The 14,839-nt window shown below is 71.8% G+C and carries 13 protein-coding genes; 9 read left to right on the top strand and 4 right to left on the bottom strand.

Translation table 11 applies throughout. The annotated features are described in order from the left end of the window. Positions 1 to 36: 36 nt before the first annotated feature. Entirely contained in the window at positions 37 to 840 is an 804-nt protein-coding gene (locus AC1DZA_RS18060; protein ID WP_309977412.1) for a Bax inhibitor-1/YccA family protein, read from the bottom strand. Between the two features lie 156 nt (positions 841 to 996). Here AC1DZA_RS18060 and AC1DZA_RS18055 point away from each other — a divergent pair, with 156 nt between their 5' ends. From AC1DZA_RS18055 to AC1DZA_RS18030, 6 genes are all read left to right on the top strand, one after another. Then, positions 997 to 2,058, top strand: coding sequence for a glycerophosphodiester phosphodiesterase family protein (locus AC1DZA_RS18055; protein ID WP_476773793.1), 1,062 nt, complete (start codon positions 997 to 999; stop codon positions 2,056 to 2,058). A 105-nt stretch (positions 2,059 to 2,163) separates the two neighbouring features. After that, complete coding sequence (locus AC1DZA_RS18050; protein ID WP_476773792.1) at positions 2,164 to 4,632, top strand: ATP-dependent helicase; 2,469 nt, start codon at positions 2,164 to 2,166, stop codon at positions 4,630 to 4,632. Then, positions 4,629 to 5,693, top strand: coding sequence for an FUSC family protein (locus AC1DZA_RS18045; RefSeq protein WP_476773791.1), 1,065 nt, complete (start codon positions 4,629 to 4,631; stop codon positions 5,691 to 5,693). The genes AC1DZA_RS18050 and AC1DZA_RS18045 overlap by 4 nt, the downstream gene beginning before the upstream one ends. A gap of 92 nt (positions 5,694 to 5,785) precedes the next feature. Next, positions 5,786 to 7,204, top strand: a complete 1,419-nt coding sequence (locus AC1DZA_RS18040) for a ferredoxin reductase family protein (RefSeq protein WP_476773790.1) — start codon at positions 5,786 to 5,788, stop codon at positions 7,202 to 7,204. Then, positions 7,201 to 7,710 (top strand): FMN-binding protein, encoded by a 510-nt coding sequence (locus AC1DZA_RS18035; RefSeq protein ID WP_476773789.1) that lies wholly within the window; start codon positions 7,201 to 7,203, stop codon positions 7,708 to 7,710. Before AC1DZA_RS18040 ends, AC1DZA_RS18035 begins: the two co-directional genes overlap by 4 nt. Positions 7,711 to 7,712: 2 nt before the next feature. Beyond that, a complete protein-coding gene (locus AC1DZA_RS18030) occupies positions 7,713 to 8,558 on the top strand; it encodes an FAD:protein FMN transferase (RefSeq protein WP_476773788.1) in 846 nt (281 codons plus the stop codon). Here AC1DZA_RS18030 and AC1DZA_RS18025 read toward each other — a convergent pair. The 3 genes from AC1DZA_RS18025 to AC1DZA_RS18015 all read right to left on the bottom strand — a co-directional run bounded on the left by AC1DZA_RS18025 (position 8,551) and on the right by AC1DZA_RS18015 (position 11,814). After that, entirely contained in the window at positions 8,551 to 10,188 is a 1,638-nt protein-coding gene (locus AC1DZA_RS18025) for an FAD-dependent oxidoreductase (protein WP_476773787.1), read from the bottom strand. The genes AC1DZA_RS18030 and AC1DZA_RS18025 overlap by 8 nt on opposite strands. 62 nt (positions 10,189 to 10,250) lie before the next feature. Further along, positions 10,251 to 11,066, bottom strand: a complete 816-nt coding sequence (locus AC1DZA_RS18020) for a DUF72 domain-containing protein (RefSeq protein WP_476773786.1) — start codon at positions 11,064 to 11,066, stop codon at positions 10,251 to 10,253. 28 nt (positions 11,067 to 11,094) lie between these two features. Next, entirely contained in the window at positions 11,095 to 11,814 is a 720-nt protein-coding gene (locus AC1DZA_RS18015; RefSeq protein WP_476773785.1) for a VIT1/CCC1 transporter family protein, read from the bottom strand. A 197-nt stretch (positions 11,815 to 12,011) separates the two neighbouring features. Here AC1DZA_RS18015 and sucC point away from each other — a divergent pair, with 197 nt between their 5' ends. From sucC to AC1DZA_RS18000, 3 genes are all read left to right on the top strand, one after another. After that, on the top strand, positions 12,012 to 13,178 hold the full coding sequence (gene sucC, locus AC1DZA_RS18010; RefSeq protein WP_309977433.1) for an ADP-forming succinate--CoA ligase subunit beta: 1,167 nt from the start codon (positions 12,012 to 12,014) through the stop codon (positions 13,176 to 13,178). A gap of 23 nt (positions 13,179 to 13,201) precedes the next feature. Next, complete coding sequence (sucD, locus tag AC1DZA_RS18005) at positions 13,202 to 14,104, top strand: succinate--CoA ligase subunit alpha (RefSeq protein ID WP_476762575.1); 903 nt, start codon at positions 13,202 to 13,204, stop codon at positions 14,102 to 14,104. A 109-nt stretch (positions 14,105 to 14,213) separates the two neighbouring features. Continuing rightward, a complete protein-coding gene (locus tag AC1DZA_RS18000; RefSeq protein WP_476773784.1) occupies positions 14,214 to 14,786 on the top strand; it encodes a hypothetical protein in 573 nt (190 codons plus the stop codon). Positions 14,787 to 14,839: the final 53 nt, after the last annotated feature.

The raw sequence follows: 14,839 nt of genomic DNA, 5'->3' as shown, positions 1-14,839 counted from the left end.
CCGAGGGCGGCCGTTCCGACGTGAGTGCCTCGAGGGCTAGTTGCGCGCGATGGCGAGGAACCGCAGGATCTCGAGGTAGAGCCAGATGACGGTGACCATGATGCCGAAGGCGCCGGTCCAGCCGTACTTCTTGGGGGCGCGGTTGCGCACTCCCTGCTGGATCATGTCGAAGTCGAGCACCAGGGAGTAGGCCGCCATGATGATGACCAGCACGCCGATGACGAGGCCGAGCGGGATGCCGGCGATCTCCGCGCCGTAGAGGCCCCACGGGTCCTGGTTCACGCCGGTCCACATGAGGACGAGGTTGATGAGCGAGAACACGAGGTAGCCGACCATCGCGATGAGGAAGACCTTGGTGGCCTTCTTCGACGCGCGCACCTTGCCGCTCGCGAACAGCGCGAGGGTGACGCCGAAGACGGCGATCGTGCCGATGACGGCCTGGGCGATGATGCCCGAGTAGGCCGACTCGTAGATCACCGAGATGCCGCCGATGAAGACGCCCTGGGCGGCCGAGTACGCGAGGATCAGGGCGGGCGACGGCTCCTTCTTGAAGATGTTCACCAGCGCGAGCACGAAGCCGACGATCGAGAACGCCCAGAACAGCCACGGCATCGAGGGCGTGAGCAGCCAGCCCACCGCTGCGAACACCAGGAGCACGCCGAACGCGGCGGCGGTCTTCGCGATGGTGTTCTCGACGGTCATGACCTCGCGGTCGGGAAGCGTCGCGGGCTTGTCGTACAGCTCCTGGAGCTGCTGCGCGGACACGTTCTGCGTGGCCGCGACGGCTCCCTGCTGTGAGAAGGCGGAATTCCGCGAGAACGCGGGATTGTCGAGAGCCATGGGTTCCTCTGCTTTCGGCTGTCGTCGGTGCGGGGGACAGGCGACCGGATGCGGCATCCGTGCCACGCACCAATCTACCGGTCGTAGCAGGGACAACGCCCAGAGTTCCGCGCGGATTCCCGCGGATGCGCACGGTGCGTGGCTACGCTGAGGCCCATGCTGCACGACTCCGGCGCGTTCCCGATGGTGATCGGGCACCGGGGTGCGTCCGGGTACCGGCCCGAGCACACGCGGTCGGCGTACGAGCTCGCGTTCGCGCTCGGCGCCGACGCGGTGGAGCCCGACATCGTGGCCTCGCGCGACGGCGTGCTCGTGCTGCGGCACGAGAACGAGATCTCGGGCACGACGGATGTCGCGTCGAGGCCCGAGTTCGCGTCCCGCCGCACCTCGCGCGAGGTCGACGGCGCCGTGCTCACGGGATGGTTCACCGAGGACTTCACATGGGCGGAGCTCTCGACCCTGCTGGCGAAGGAGCGGCTCGGGAGCCTCCGCCAGTCGAGCGCCAGCTTCGACGGCCGGTATCCGATCCTGCGGCTGCGCGACCTGTTCGAGCTGATCGACACGGCCGCCGACGAGCAGCGCCGGCTCGTGCGCATGGTCGCGGAGTTCAAGCACGCCAGCCACTTCGCGGCGATCGGGCTTCCGCTCGACGAGCTCTTCGCCGCCGAGCTCGACGACGCGGGCTGGGATCGGGGCGGCGAGCGCCTCGTCATGGAGTCGTTCGAGCTCGACGTGCTCGACCGGCTCGGCGCCCGGGGCATCAGGGGCGAGCGGGTGTTCCTCGTGGAGGCGACCGGCTCGCCGGTCGACGTCGTGCAGGCGCTCGGGCCGGCGGCCCCCGCGTACGACGCGTACGTGACCGAGGCGGGGCTGCTCGGCCTCGCCGGTCGCGTGCACGGGGTGAGCGTCGGGAAGGCCCGGCTGCTCGCGGCGCCCCGTGTCGGCTCGAACGGCTCGCCACGGTCGCGGTCGCGCACGGCGACCCTCGTCGGCGCCGACCTGGTCGACGCGGCGCACTCCGCGGGCCTTCGGGTCTTCACCTGGACGCTGCGTCCCGAGAACCGGTTCCTCTCGGCGTCGCATCGACGCGGCGGCTCCCGGGCGGCGTTCGGCGACTGGATGGGCGAGTTCGAGCAGGTCATCGCGACCGGGGTCGACGGGATCTTCGTGGACCACCCCGACCTCGGCGTCGAGGCGCGGCGCGCGATGGCCGGCTGAGCGCGGCATCGGCACGCGGCGTCGCGGCGGCGGCACGCGGCATCCGTCATCGACCGCGCATCGGCCGGCGTGGGTGTCGGATGCCGCGCCTAGAATTGCAGGGACATGACGCTGATCCTCGACCCCGACGACCCGGCCGGCTGGCGCGAGGCGCCCTCCGCACCCTCCACCACGACCGGCTCGCGCCTCACCGACGGGCTGAACCCCGAGCAGCGGGAGGCCGTGGAGTACCGCGGCCAGGCCCTGCTCATCGTCGCGGGCGCGGGATCCGGCAAGACCAGGGTGCTCACGCACCGCATCGCGAGCCTCATCGAGAGCCGCGAGGCCTGGCCGAGCCAGATCCTCGCGATCACGTTCACGAACAAGGCCGCCGCCGAGATGCGCGAGCGGGTGCAGGCACTGCTCGGCGAGAGCGCGAGCGGCATGTGGATCTCGACGTTCCACTCGGCGTGCGTGCGCATCCTCCGGCGCGAGGCCGAGTCGATCGGGCTCTCCTCGACGTTCACGATCTACGACTCCGCCGACCAGCGCACGATCCTCAAGCGCATCATCAAGGAGCTCGACGCCGACACGATGGGCTTCACGCCCGCGAGCGCCCAGGCGAAGATCTCGAAGCTGAAGAACGAGCTGGCCGACGTCGAGACGTATGCGCGCAACGCGAACACGAGCGACCCGCAAGAGGTCATGTTCCTCGAGATCTTCCGGCAGTACACGCGGCGGCTCCGCGACGCGAGCGCGCTCGACTTCGACGACCTCATCGCCGAGACCGTCTACCTCTTCCGCGCGTTCCCCAAGGTGGCCTCGCTCTACCAGCGGCGGTTCCGCCACATCCTGGTCGACGAGTACCAGGACACGAACCACGCGCAGTACTCGCTCATCCGGGAGCTCACCCAGCCGGTCCCGGCCGACCGCGTGGTCGAGATGGAGCAGCACGGCGTCAACGTGGCTCCGCTGGTGGATGCCTCGGGCGGCATCCCGGGCGCGAGCCTCACCGTCGTCGGCGACTCCGACCAGTCGATCTACGCATTCCGCGGTGCCGACATCCGCAACATCGTCGAGTTCGAGCGCGACTTCCCCGGTGCGAAGGTCGTGCTCCTGGAGCAGAACTACCGGTCGACGCAGAACATCCTGTCGGCGGCGAACGCGGTCATCTCGAACAACTTCGACCGCAAGGAGAAGAAACTCTGGACGGCCGACGGAGATGGCGACCAGATCACCGGCTACACCGGGTACACGGCCCACGACGAGGCGCAGTTCGTCGCCGATGAGATCGAGGTGCTGCACCGCGCCGGCGTGGCCTATCGCGACATCGCCGTGTTCTACCGCACCAACGCGCAGACGCGTGCGCTCGAGGAGATCTTCGTGCGCTCGGCGCTGCCCTACCGCGTCGTCGGCGGCACGAAGTTCTACGAGCGCGCCGAGATCAAGGACGCGATGGCGTACCTCATCGCCGTCGCGAACCCGCTCGACGAGCTCGCCTTGCGGCGCATCCTGAACACCCCGAAGCGCGGCATCGGCCCCGCCACCGAGACGGCGCTCGCGAGCTTCGCCGAGCAGAACGCGCTGACGTTCCGGCAGGCGATGCGCGCCGCCGACGGGCTCGGGCTCGGGCCGAAGGTCACGGGCGCGATCCTTCGGCTCGCGAACGTGCTCGACGAGGCGGCCGCCATGCTCGTGCCGTCGGCGGCAGGCGTCGCGGCGGGCACCAACGAGGGCGCCTCGAAGGTCTCTGACGTGCTCGTGTTCCTGCTCGAGAGCTCGGGCCTGATCGACGCGCTGCGCAACAGCCGCGACCCACAAGACGAGACGCGGGCCGAGAACGTCGAGGAGCTCGTCGCCCAGACCCGCGACTTCGATCGCGAGAACCCCGGTGCGACGCTCGTCGACTTCCTCACGCAGGTGTCGCTCGTCGCCGCGGCCGACGAGCTCGACGACGCATCGGGCACGGTCTCCCTCATGACGCTGCACACGGCGAAGGGCCTCGAGTACCACGCGGTGTTCCTCACCGGGCTCGAGGAGGGCCTGCTGCCGCACCAGATGTCCGCGTCCGAGCCCGGCGGTCCTGCCGAGGAGCGGCGCCTGTTCTACGTCGGCATCACCCGCGCCCGCAAGCGCCTCTTCCTCTCACTGGCGATGAGCCGAGCGCAGTTCGGCGAGGTGGCCGTAGCGATGCCGTCGCGCTACCTCAGCGAGATCCCCGAGGGGCTCATCGACTGGAAGCAGTCGCCGGGCATGGCCAACTCCCGCGGCGGCACCCAGCCGCGGGCGCTCAACGCCCGGCGCGGTCCGGGGCAGGGCGGGGCGTGGGGCACCCGCGACCGCGACCTCGAGCGGTTCAGCGTCACCAGGAGTGCCGGCCCCAAGACCGAGTGGGCGAACCGGGTCACGGGCACGGTGCGCGACAACGGCGACCTCACGCTCGCGGCCGGCGACCGCATCCGGCACGTCGACTTCGGCGACGGCAAGGTCACCCAGGTCACGGGCGAGGGCACCAAGCGCATCGCCCACGTGGCCTTCGACACGGCGGGCCAGAAGAAGCTCCTGATCAAGATCGCGCCGATCGAGAAGCTGTGACCGCGGGCGAGTCCGCCGCGAGGTCGCGTGCGTGGCGCAGCCTCGAGGTCGAGGTCGCGTTCCGCGCGGCCGTCGCGGCGGTCGTGCCGCTCGCGATCCTCGTGCTGGTCGGGCGCCCCGACCTGGCGCCGTATGCGGCGTTCGGCGGCATGGCCGCGATCTTCGGTCGTGGCGAGCGGTACCGGGTGCGCGCACGCACCGTGATCGTGGCGGCCACCGGCCTCGTCGTGAGCGTCGCTGCGGGCACGGCGCTGGCCGCGGCATCCGCCCCGCTGTGGGTCGAGGCGATCGTGCTCGTGGCCGTGATCGCGGGGGGCGTCGTGGTCGTGAACGCCGCCCCGCTCTCGCCGCCGACCACGCTGTTCTTCGTGTTCGGGCTCCTCGTCTGTGCGCAGGTGCCGACGCCCGCCGGCGAGGTCGTGCTCCGCATCGGCATCGCTGTCGTGTCGGCCGCCTTCGCCGTGGCCCTCACCCTGTCGGGCTGGCTCCTGCGTCGCTTCGGGAGTGAGGCGACGCGCGCCGTGCTGAAGGACCTGCCGAGGGCGCCGGTTCCCCGCCCGGGTGCCGTGCGCGATCCGCGCGTCTGGCTGAGCGTCGGGCAGAACGGTGCGGGTGCGCTCGTCGCCGGAGCGCTCGCGCTGGCCTTCGGACCGGGGCATCCGTACTGGGCGGTGGTGAGCGTCATCGCGGTGGTGCCGCCGGCCGGCGCGGCGCACTCGCTGTCTCGGGCGGTGCACCGCGTGCTCGGCACCGTCGGCGGCGTGGTGGTCGCGGCACTGGTGCTCTGGCCCGCCCCGCCGGTGTGGCTGCTCGTGCTCGTGGTCGGCGTCTCCCAGTTCGGCGCCGAGATCCTCGTGGGCCGGCACTACGGCGCCGCGTTGCTCTGCATCACGCCGCTCGCGCTCGTGGTGGCGTGGATCGCGGCTCCCGTCGATCTCGGCGGCCTCGTCGCCGATCGCGTGATCGAGACGGTCATCGGGTGCGCCGTGGGCGTCGCCGTGGTGCTGGCCGGGTCCGCCGTGGCGCGCCGGTTCGGCGGGCGGGCCGGCGTCGCGGGCTGAGGTGGAGCCTGGCCTGGGCGGCGGATCGCGTTCCCAGCCAATGCCCGGGCGGTCCAATGGGGGTCGATAGCGGCGGCGCCGACCATGTCCTCATGGCATTCCTCCTGCACGACGCACGGGGCCTCGAGCGCGGATCGCGAGACGTCGCGGCGCCCGAGCGGCGCAGGGCCTCGCGTCGCCTGTGGCGGGTCGACCTGCTGCAGGCCGCCGCGGTGGCCACGGTGGCCGTGGCGGTCGCGCTGTTCCTCGCCGACGGCGGGGCGATGGGGATCGGCGATCCCGGCGGCGCCCTGACGGCGCTCGGGATCGTGGCCGGGCTCGTCGCGACCGACCTCGTGCTCGTCATGCTCGTGCTCGCGGCCCGCGTGCCGCTCATCGAGCGGGCCGTCGGGCAGGATGCCGCGATGGGCCTGCACCGCAAGCTCGGCAAGCCGGTGCTGTACCTCCTGCTCGCGCACACGGTGCTGCTCGTGGCCGGGTATGCGGTGGCCGACGGCAGCGGGTTCATCGGCGAGGTCGTCGCACTGTGGAGCACGCCCGACATCCCGCTCGCGGTACTTGGCCTCGGGCTCTTCGTCGCGATCGTCGTCACCTCGCTGGTCGCCGTGCGCCGACGGTTCCGGTACGAGGTGTGGCACGGCATCCACCTGCTCGTCTACGGGGCGGTGCTCGCCGCGCTGCCCCATCAGTTCAGCCTCGGCGGGCTGTTCGCCGAGGGGACGTGGCAGCGGTGGTACTGGCTGCTGCTCACGATCGCGGCGTTCGCGGCCGTCGTCGTGTACCGGTTCGGCATGCCCGCGTACCGAACCCTGCGACACCGGCTCGTGGTCGAGGCGGTCGAGCCGGTGGGGCCGGCCGGCGACGGCGTCGTCTCGATCCGGCTGCGCGGCGACGACCTCGAGCGGCTCGGCGCCACCGGCGGGCAGTTCTTCGTGTGGCGGTTCCTGACCCGAGGGCAGTGGTGGCAGGCGCACCCATACTCGCTGTCGGCGGCGCCGCGGGGCGGAGCGCTCCGGATCACGGTGCGCGCCCTCGGTCATGGCTCGGCGGGGCTGGCGAGCATCCGGCCCGGGACGCGCGTCGCGCTCGAGGGGCCGTACGGCATCTTCAGCGAGGCATCCCGCAGCCGGAGCCGTCTGGTGCTCGTCGCGGCGGGCATCGGCGTCACGCCGGTCAGGTCGCTGCTCGAGTCGGCGCGCTTCCGGCCGGGAGAGGCGACGGTGCTCCTGCGCACCAGGAGCGCCGACGAGGGATGGCTGCTGCAGGAGATGGGCGAGTTGTGCCGGGCGCGTGGCGCCACCCTCATCACCATCCCGGGTCCGCGCGGTGCGGGATGGCTGAGCGCCGACGCCGAACGGCAGGGCCTCTCGCTCGTCGAGTTCGCGCCGGCCGTCGTCGACTCCGACGTCTACGTGTGCGGTCCGCTCGGCTGGTCCGAGGCGGTCGTCGCCGAGGCCCGGGCGGCGGGCCTGCGCCCCGAGCAGATCCACCACGAGAGGTTCGACTGGTGAGGGCACGAGCGCTCGTCATCGCGTCCGCGGCCTCGGCCGCGGTCCTCCTCACGGGCTGGCAGCTCGGCACGGCGGCCACCGATCCCGCCCCGACCGCCGCGTCGAAGGGCGGCACCTCGACGACGACGGGCGGCACGGATGCCTCGTCGGGTTCGTCGAGCGGGGCGACCGACGCGACGGATGCCGCCGCCACCGGCTCGACGACCCAGCAGGCCGCATCCGGTGTCGCCGACGGCACCTACGCGGGCACGACCGTCGGCACCCGGTTCGGCGACGTGCAGGTGCAGGTCACGATCTCGGGCGGCGCCATCACCGACGTCACGCCGTTGCAGCTCACCGACCATGACGGACGCTCGGTGTCGATCAGCAACCGGGCCGCGCCGATCCTGCGGGACGAGGTGCTCCACTCGCAGTCCGCGTCGGTCTCCTTCGTCAGCGGCGCCACCTACACGAGCGACGCCTACGTGCAGTCCCTCCAGGCCGCGCTCGACGCCGCGGGGTTCTGATGATGACCGATCGAACGCTTCCGCCGAACGCGTTCGCCGCGATGGGCACGGTCGTGAGCGTGCGCGCGGGCGGAAGCGAGGTGGTGGCGGCACGCGCGACGGCGGTCGCGGCATCCGTCTTCGAGCGGTGGGACCGCCGGTGCAGCCTGTATCGGCCCGACTCCGAGCTGAGCAGGGTCGCCAGGGGCGAGCTCGCCCTGGTCGACGCGAGCGTGGAGCTCCGCGACGCCTACGCGCTCGCCGTGGAATGGCGAGGGCGCACGGGTGGCGCGTTCACGCCGCACCGGGCCGACGGGGTGATCGACCTGAACGGTGTCGTGAAGGCCCTTGCCATCGCCGAGGCGGGGGAGGCGATCGCGGCGACGGGGGTCGACGAGTGGGGAGTGGATGCCGGTGGGGACGTGCTCGTGAGCGGTGCGCGCGCCGACGGCTCGGCGTGGATCATCGGCATCGTCGACCCGCGGGACCACCGGACGCTCCTGGCGTCGATGGCACTCGGAAGCGGTGACGGCGGCGATGGCGATGGCGGTGGCGGTGGCGATGGCGCTCGGCGCGCGGTCGCGACGTCGGGCACGGCCGAGCGCGGCGACCACATCTGGTCGCCCACCGACGTGGGTGACGCGTCGTTCGTGCAGGTCAGCGTCGCCGCGGCGGACATCGTCACCGCCGACGTCATGGCCACCGCGATCGTCGCCGGGGGCGTGGCCGCCCTCGACGAGGCGACCGGCCGCGAGCAGATCGACGTGCTCGCCGTGCGCCGCGACGGAACGATGCTGGCGACGCCGGGGTGGCCGCGCGCCACGACGAACCCCGGGTCGCCTGAGGTGTGCCCTCAGCGGCTCAGGTGACGTCGGCCAGCGCCCGGTGCACCGAGGCGACGGCGCTCGACCCCTCGCCCACGGCGGCGGCGACGCGCTTCATCGAGCCGCGGCGCACGTCGCCCGCGGCGAACACGCGGGGCAGGCTCGTCTCGAACGGCAGCGGCGACCGTCGCAGGGCGGCCCAGGCGGGGCCGAGGCTCCGGATGTCATCGCCCGTGCGCACGAAGCCGTGCTCGTCGCGCTCGAGCTGCGTGACCCAGTCGGTTGCTGGCTGCGCCCCGATGAAGCAGAACAGGCCGCGGCAGTCCACCGTGGCATCCGTGTCGCCCTCGAGGGTCACCTGCTCGAGGGTCTCGCCGCCGTGCAGCGCTGCCACCCGGGTGCGCGTGTGCACCTGGATGCGCGGGTCCTCGGCGAGGCGGTCCACCAGGTAGCTCGACATCTCCGAGGAGAGGCCGTCGGCGCGCACGACCAGCCGCACGGGGCAGCCGTTCGCGGCGAGGTAGAGCGCAGCCTGGCCCGCGGAGTTCGCACCCCCGACGATGACGACGGGCGCGTCGATGACCTGCCGGAGCTCGAGCGACGTGGCCGCGTGGAAGATGCCTGCTCCCTCGAACTCGCTCCACCGGTCGAGGTCGAGCGTGCGGTACTGCGCCCCGGTGGTGATCACGACCGACCTGGCGTGCACGAGGCGGCCGTCGGCCAGCGTGAGCGTGAGTGGATCGCCCGAGTCCTGCAGGCCGGCGACCTCGCACGGGGCGAACACCCGCACGCCGAACTTGAACGCCTGCAGCGAGGCCTGCCCCGTGAGCGCGTCGCCGCTCACGCCGAACGGGAACCCGAGGTAGTTCTCGATCCGCGACGTCGCCGCCGACTGCCCGCCGGGCGCGATCGAGTCGAGCAGCACCGTGCGGAGCCCCTCCGACGCGCCGTAGATCGCCGCGGCGAGACCGGCGGGCCCACCGCCCACGACGGCCAGGTCGGCGGCCGTGTCGTCGTCGTTCACGTAGGCGAGGCCGAGCATCTCGGCGACCTGGCCGGGCGTCGCGTTGCGCACGTTCTCGCCCTGCACGATCGCGACGGGCAGGTCGCCGCGCGAGAAGCCGTGCTCGAAGATGTGGGCCGCGGTCTCGGGGTCGTCGGCATCGACCCACGTGTGCGCGAGCTCGAGGCGCTCGGCGTACCGGCGCAGGGCCGTGGCACCCGCCGAACGCTGGGTGCCGACGATCTTCAGCGACAGGGCGGCCGGACCCCGCCGCAGGAAGTCGCGGCGCGCCCACAGCGTGCGCAGCAGCAGGTCGCAGAGCTCGTCGTCCTCGGCCATCAGCCGCTGGAGCGCCGCATGGTCGACACGGTACATGCGGCCGCCCTCCGTCGCGCGCGCCGACAGGAACGCCCGCTGCCCGTTCAGCAGCCCCAGCTCGCCGACGAACGTGCGCGGTCCGAGGGTGACGATCGAGGTCTCGCCCACCCAGGGCAGGGCGTCGCGCACCACCTCGACCGAACCGCTCTCGACGAGGATGAGGTCGTACCAGCGGTCCCCGGTGCGGAACAGCATGTCGCCGACCGCGACGTCGACCGGGACGCCATGCGCGACGAGCCGATCCCACTGGGCGTCGGTGAGATGGGGGACGACCGGACGGTGCTTCTTGCCCATCTCCCCATCGTGCCCCATGTGCCGCGCGCGGGGGAGGCCTCGCCGGGAACCCGAGGGCGCCGTCAGGCCCGCGCGAGCCGCTCGATGAGCGCCATGGCGTCGAACGGCGCGCGCACCTTCACGTCGTTGTCGAAGTACGCGTAGGCGTCGCGGCCGGCGTCGAGGTGGCCGCGCATCCAGGCCTCCCATCGATCGAGCCCCTCCTCGTCGTACCCCGACACGTAGAGCTCCCGGTCGCCGTGCAGGCGCGCATAGGCGAAGGTCGCGGTCGTGCGGTCGATCCGCGGGTAGCGCCCGGCGGTGTCGGCGGTGACGGATGCCACGCCGTGCCGTTCGAGCAGCGACGCCCACGCGTCCGCGTGCTCCTCGAAGCTCGGATGCCGCACCTCGACGGCGTGCTCGAGCGGCCGCTCGGGAGTGGCCCGCAGCGCGTAGGACGTGCGTCCGGTCATCCGCCGCTCACGGTGTCGCGCGAGCCCGGCCGCGGCCGCATGGCTGCGCGGCAGGCGCGCGAGGAACGCGTCGAGCAGCGCCTCGTCGTAGGCGAGCGTCGGCGGAAGCTGCCAGAGCAGCGGGCCCAGCTTGTCGCCGAGCGCGAGCAGTCCCGACGCGAAGAAGTTCGCCATGGGTCCGTCGATGTCGCCGAGGCGTTTCACGTGCGTGATGAACCGCGGCCCCTTGACGGCGAAGACGAAGTCCTCGGGCACGGCATCGCGCCAGCGCACCCAGCTCCCCGGCCGCTGCAGCGAGTAGAACGAGCCGTTGATCTCGACCGAGCCGAGGTGCGTCGCGGCATAGTCGAGCTCGTCGGCCTGGCGGAGCCCCTTCGGGTAGAACTCGCCGCGCCAATTCGGGTAGACCCACCCCGAGATCCCCACGTACGCACGCCCCCGACGCCCCGCCATGTCACACGGCCACGCCGAGCAGGGCACCGATCGCCCAGGTCACGAGCAGGGCGAGCGCCCCGCCGACGGTCACCCGCAGCACGGCCCGGAGCCTCGGGCTGCCGCCGATCCAGGCGCTGAGCCAGCCGGTGATCGCGAGGGCGACGACCACGGCGACGAAGGTCGCGGCGATGCGCCACTCGGGCGGCGGGAGCAGGATGGCGAGCATCGGCCGCACCGCCCCCACGAGGAACGACAGCGCGGATGCCCCGGCGGCGTGCCACGGGTTCACCACGTCGTCCTCGTCGATGTGCAGCTCGACCTCGAGGTGCGCCGCGAGCGCGTCGTGCGCGGTGAGCTCGTGCGCGACGGCCTCGGCGGTGGCGGCCGAGAGCCCCTTCGCGCGATAGAGCCCGGCGAGCTCGGCCAGTTCCTGCTCGGGCATCGTCTCGAGCTCGTGCCGCTCCTTGGCGATCAGGGCCCGCTCGGTGTCGCGCTGGCTCGAGACCGACACGTACTCGCCGAGTCCCATGGAGATCGCGCCCGCCACCACGGCGGCGACGCCGGCGATGAGGATCGCCGCGACATCCGTGGTGGCCGCGGCGACGCCGACCACGAGTGCGGCGACCGAGACGATGCCGTCGTTCGCTCCGAGCACCCCCGCGCGCAGCCAGTTCAACTTCGCGTGCACCGCGGAATCGTGCGGGTCTGCGCGGTGGATGGGCTCCGCTCGGTCGCTCATCGAGCCAGTCTCGCAGCCGGGGGCTGACGGTGGCCAGCGGCATCCGCCCGGTTCCGACCCTCGGATGAGGGGGAGTACCATGGTCCACGGCCCGCGTATCTCGATATCGAGACAATCGGTGCTCGTTGAGCACAGGCCGGGCCGCACCCACCAGCCCCTGTGCGCCGTCGTGCGTGCGGACCGATTGGAAGTAGAGCGTGGATCTTTACGAGTACCAGGCCAGAGACCTGTTCGAACAGTACGGGGTCCCGGTGCTCCCGGGCATCGTGGCCGACACCCCAGAAGAGGTCCGCGCCGCGGCCGAGAAGCTCGGCGGCGTCGTCGTGGTCAAGGCCCAGGTGAAGACGGGCGGCCGCGGCAAGGCCGGCGGCGTCAAGGTCGCGAAGACCCCCGACGAGGCGGAGGAGGCGGCGAAGGCCATCCTCGGACTCGACATCAAGGGCCACGTCGTCAAGCGAGTCATGGTGGCGGGCGGCGCCCGCATCGCGCAGGAGTTCTACTTCTCGGTGCTCCTCGACCGCGCCAACCGCTCCTACCTCTCGCTCACGAGCGTCGAGGGCGGCATGGAGATCGAGCAGCTCGCCGTCGAGAAGCCCGAGGCGCTCGCACGCGTCGAGGTCGACCCGGGCACCGGCATCACGCCCACCAAGGCCCGCGAGATCGCAGAGGCCGCGAACTTCCCGGCCGAGCTCGTCGACAAGGTCGCCGACGTCTTCGTGAAGCTCTACGACGTGTACACGAGCGAAGACGCCACGCTGGTCGAGGTGAACCCGCTCATCCTCGACGAGGACGGCAACGTCATCGCCCTCGACGGCAAGGTCACGCTCGACGAGAACGCCGAGTTCCGCCACGCCGGCCACGCCCTGCTCGAGGACAAGGCCGCGGCCGACCCGCTCGAGGCGCAGGCCAAGGCGCTCGACCTCAACTACGTGAAGCTCGACGGCGAGGTCGGCATCATCGGCAACGGCGCGGGCCTCGTCATGTCGACGCTCGACGTCGTCGCCTACGCGGGCGAGAACCACGGCGGCGTGAAGCCGGCGAACTTCCTCGACATCGGCGGCGGCGCCTCGGCGGAGGTCATGGCCAACGGCCTCGGCATCATCCTCGGCGACCCGCAGGTGAAGAGCGTGTTCGTGAACGTCTTCGGCGGCATCACCGCGTGCGACCAGGTCGCCAAGGGCATCGTCGGCGCACTCGCCGAGCTCGGCTCCACCGCGAACAAGCCGCTCGTCGTGCGCCTCGACGGCAACAACGTCGTCGAGGGCCGCCGCATCCTCGAGGAGGCGGCGCACCCGCTCGTCACCCTCGCCGAGAACATGGACCAGGGCGCCGACAAGGCCGCCGAGCTGGCGAACGCCGCGTAGCGCGAGAGAAGGATTCGAGAGCAATGACGATCTTCCTGAACAAGGACTCCAAGGTCATCGTCCAGGGCATCACCGGCGGCGAGGGCTCCAAGCACACGGCGCGCATGCTCGCGGCGGGCACCCAGGTCGTGGGCGGCGTGAACGCCCGCAAGGCCGGCACCACGGTGCTGCACACCGACGCCGACGGCAACTCCGTGCAGCTGCCGGTGTTCGCCTCGGTGTCCGAGGCGATCGAGCAGACGGGGGCGGATGTCTCCATCGCCTTCGTCCCGCCGGCCTTCACGAAGGATGCCGTGATCGAGGCCATCGACGCCCAGATCCCCCTGCTCGTCATCATCACCGAGGGCGTGCCCGTGCAGGACTCCGCGGAGTTCTGGGCGTACGCCAAGGAGCAGGGCGAGAAGACGCGCATCATCGGCCCGAACTGCCCCGGCATCATCAGCCCCGGAGAGTCGCTCGTCGGCATCACCCCGGCGAACATCACGGGCAAGGGCCCGATCGGCCTCGTCTCGAAGTCGGGCACGCTGACCTACCAGATGATGTACGAGCTTCGCGACCTCGGCTTCTCGACCGCCATCGGCATCGGCGGCGACCCGATCATCGGCACCACGCACATCGACGCGCTCGCCGCGTTCGAGGCCGACCCCGAGACGAAGGCGATCGTGATGATCGGCGAGATCGGCGGCGACGCCGAGGAGCGCGCGGCCGACTTCATCAAGGCCAACGTGACGAAGCCGGTCGTCGGCTACGTCGCCGGGTTCACGGCCCCCGAGGGCAAGACCATGGGCCACGCCGGCGCCATCGTGTCCGGCTCCGCCGGCACCGCGCAGGCGAAGAAGGAGGCCCTCGAGGCCGCCGGCGTCAAGGTCGGCAAGACGCCGTCCGAGACGGCGCAGCTGCTGCGCGAGGTCTACGCCGCTCTGTAGGCGCGTTCCGACGCGAACACGAGCCCCTGCCGGATCATCGGCGGGGGCTCGTGTCGTCGGCGGCGAGACGACGCTGTCGGCATGTCCTCTCGCGTGAGAGGCTGAATCCATGGGTGATTCCACGTCGGATGCCGCGGATCGGGTCGTTCCGAGCACCGCGGTGAACTCGGGGCCGGGCGCGCAGCCGAACCTCGCCTCGAAGATCGTGCGCACGACGTTCGTGACCGAGGAGGCCGTCTACGGCGTGATCCTGGTCGACGGCATGATCCTCGTCTCGGGCGGCCACGGCGCCACGGCCTGGTCGGTGTTCTGGACGGTCATCGGCACGGTGATCGTCTTCTGGGCCGCGCACGTCTACGCCGGCACCGTGGCCCACCACGGCCTCGACCACGACCGCATGATCAGCCTCGGCGAGGCGTTCCGCGGGTCGCTTCGGCGGTCCCTCGGGCTTCTCGCCTCCGCCCTGATCCCGTCGTTCATCCTGCTGCTCGGTGCCACCCAGGCGATCACCGATGTCTACGCCATCTGGACGGCCCTGTGGGCGGGCGTCGTGGTGCTCGCCGTGCTCGGCTGGGTGGCCTTCGCGCGCCGCGGCTCCCCGTGGCCGATCAGGCTCGCCGGCTCGCTCGCGACCGCCGGGTTCGGCCTCGCGATGATCCTGATGAAGGCCCTCATCCACTGACCCGGGTCGTCTCCGGAGGCGCACCCGGCCTTTCATCCAGAAGAAGTGATGCG

The organism is Agromyces sp. P2_B3, assembly GCF_056404815.1.
This window is presented reverse-complemented; position numbering and strand designations above follow the sequence as displayed.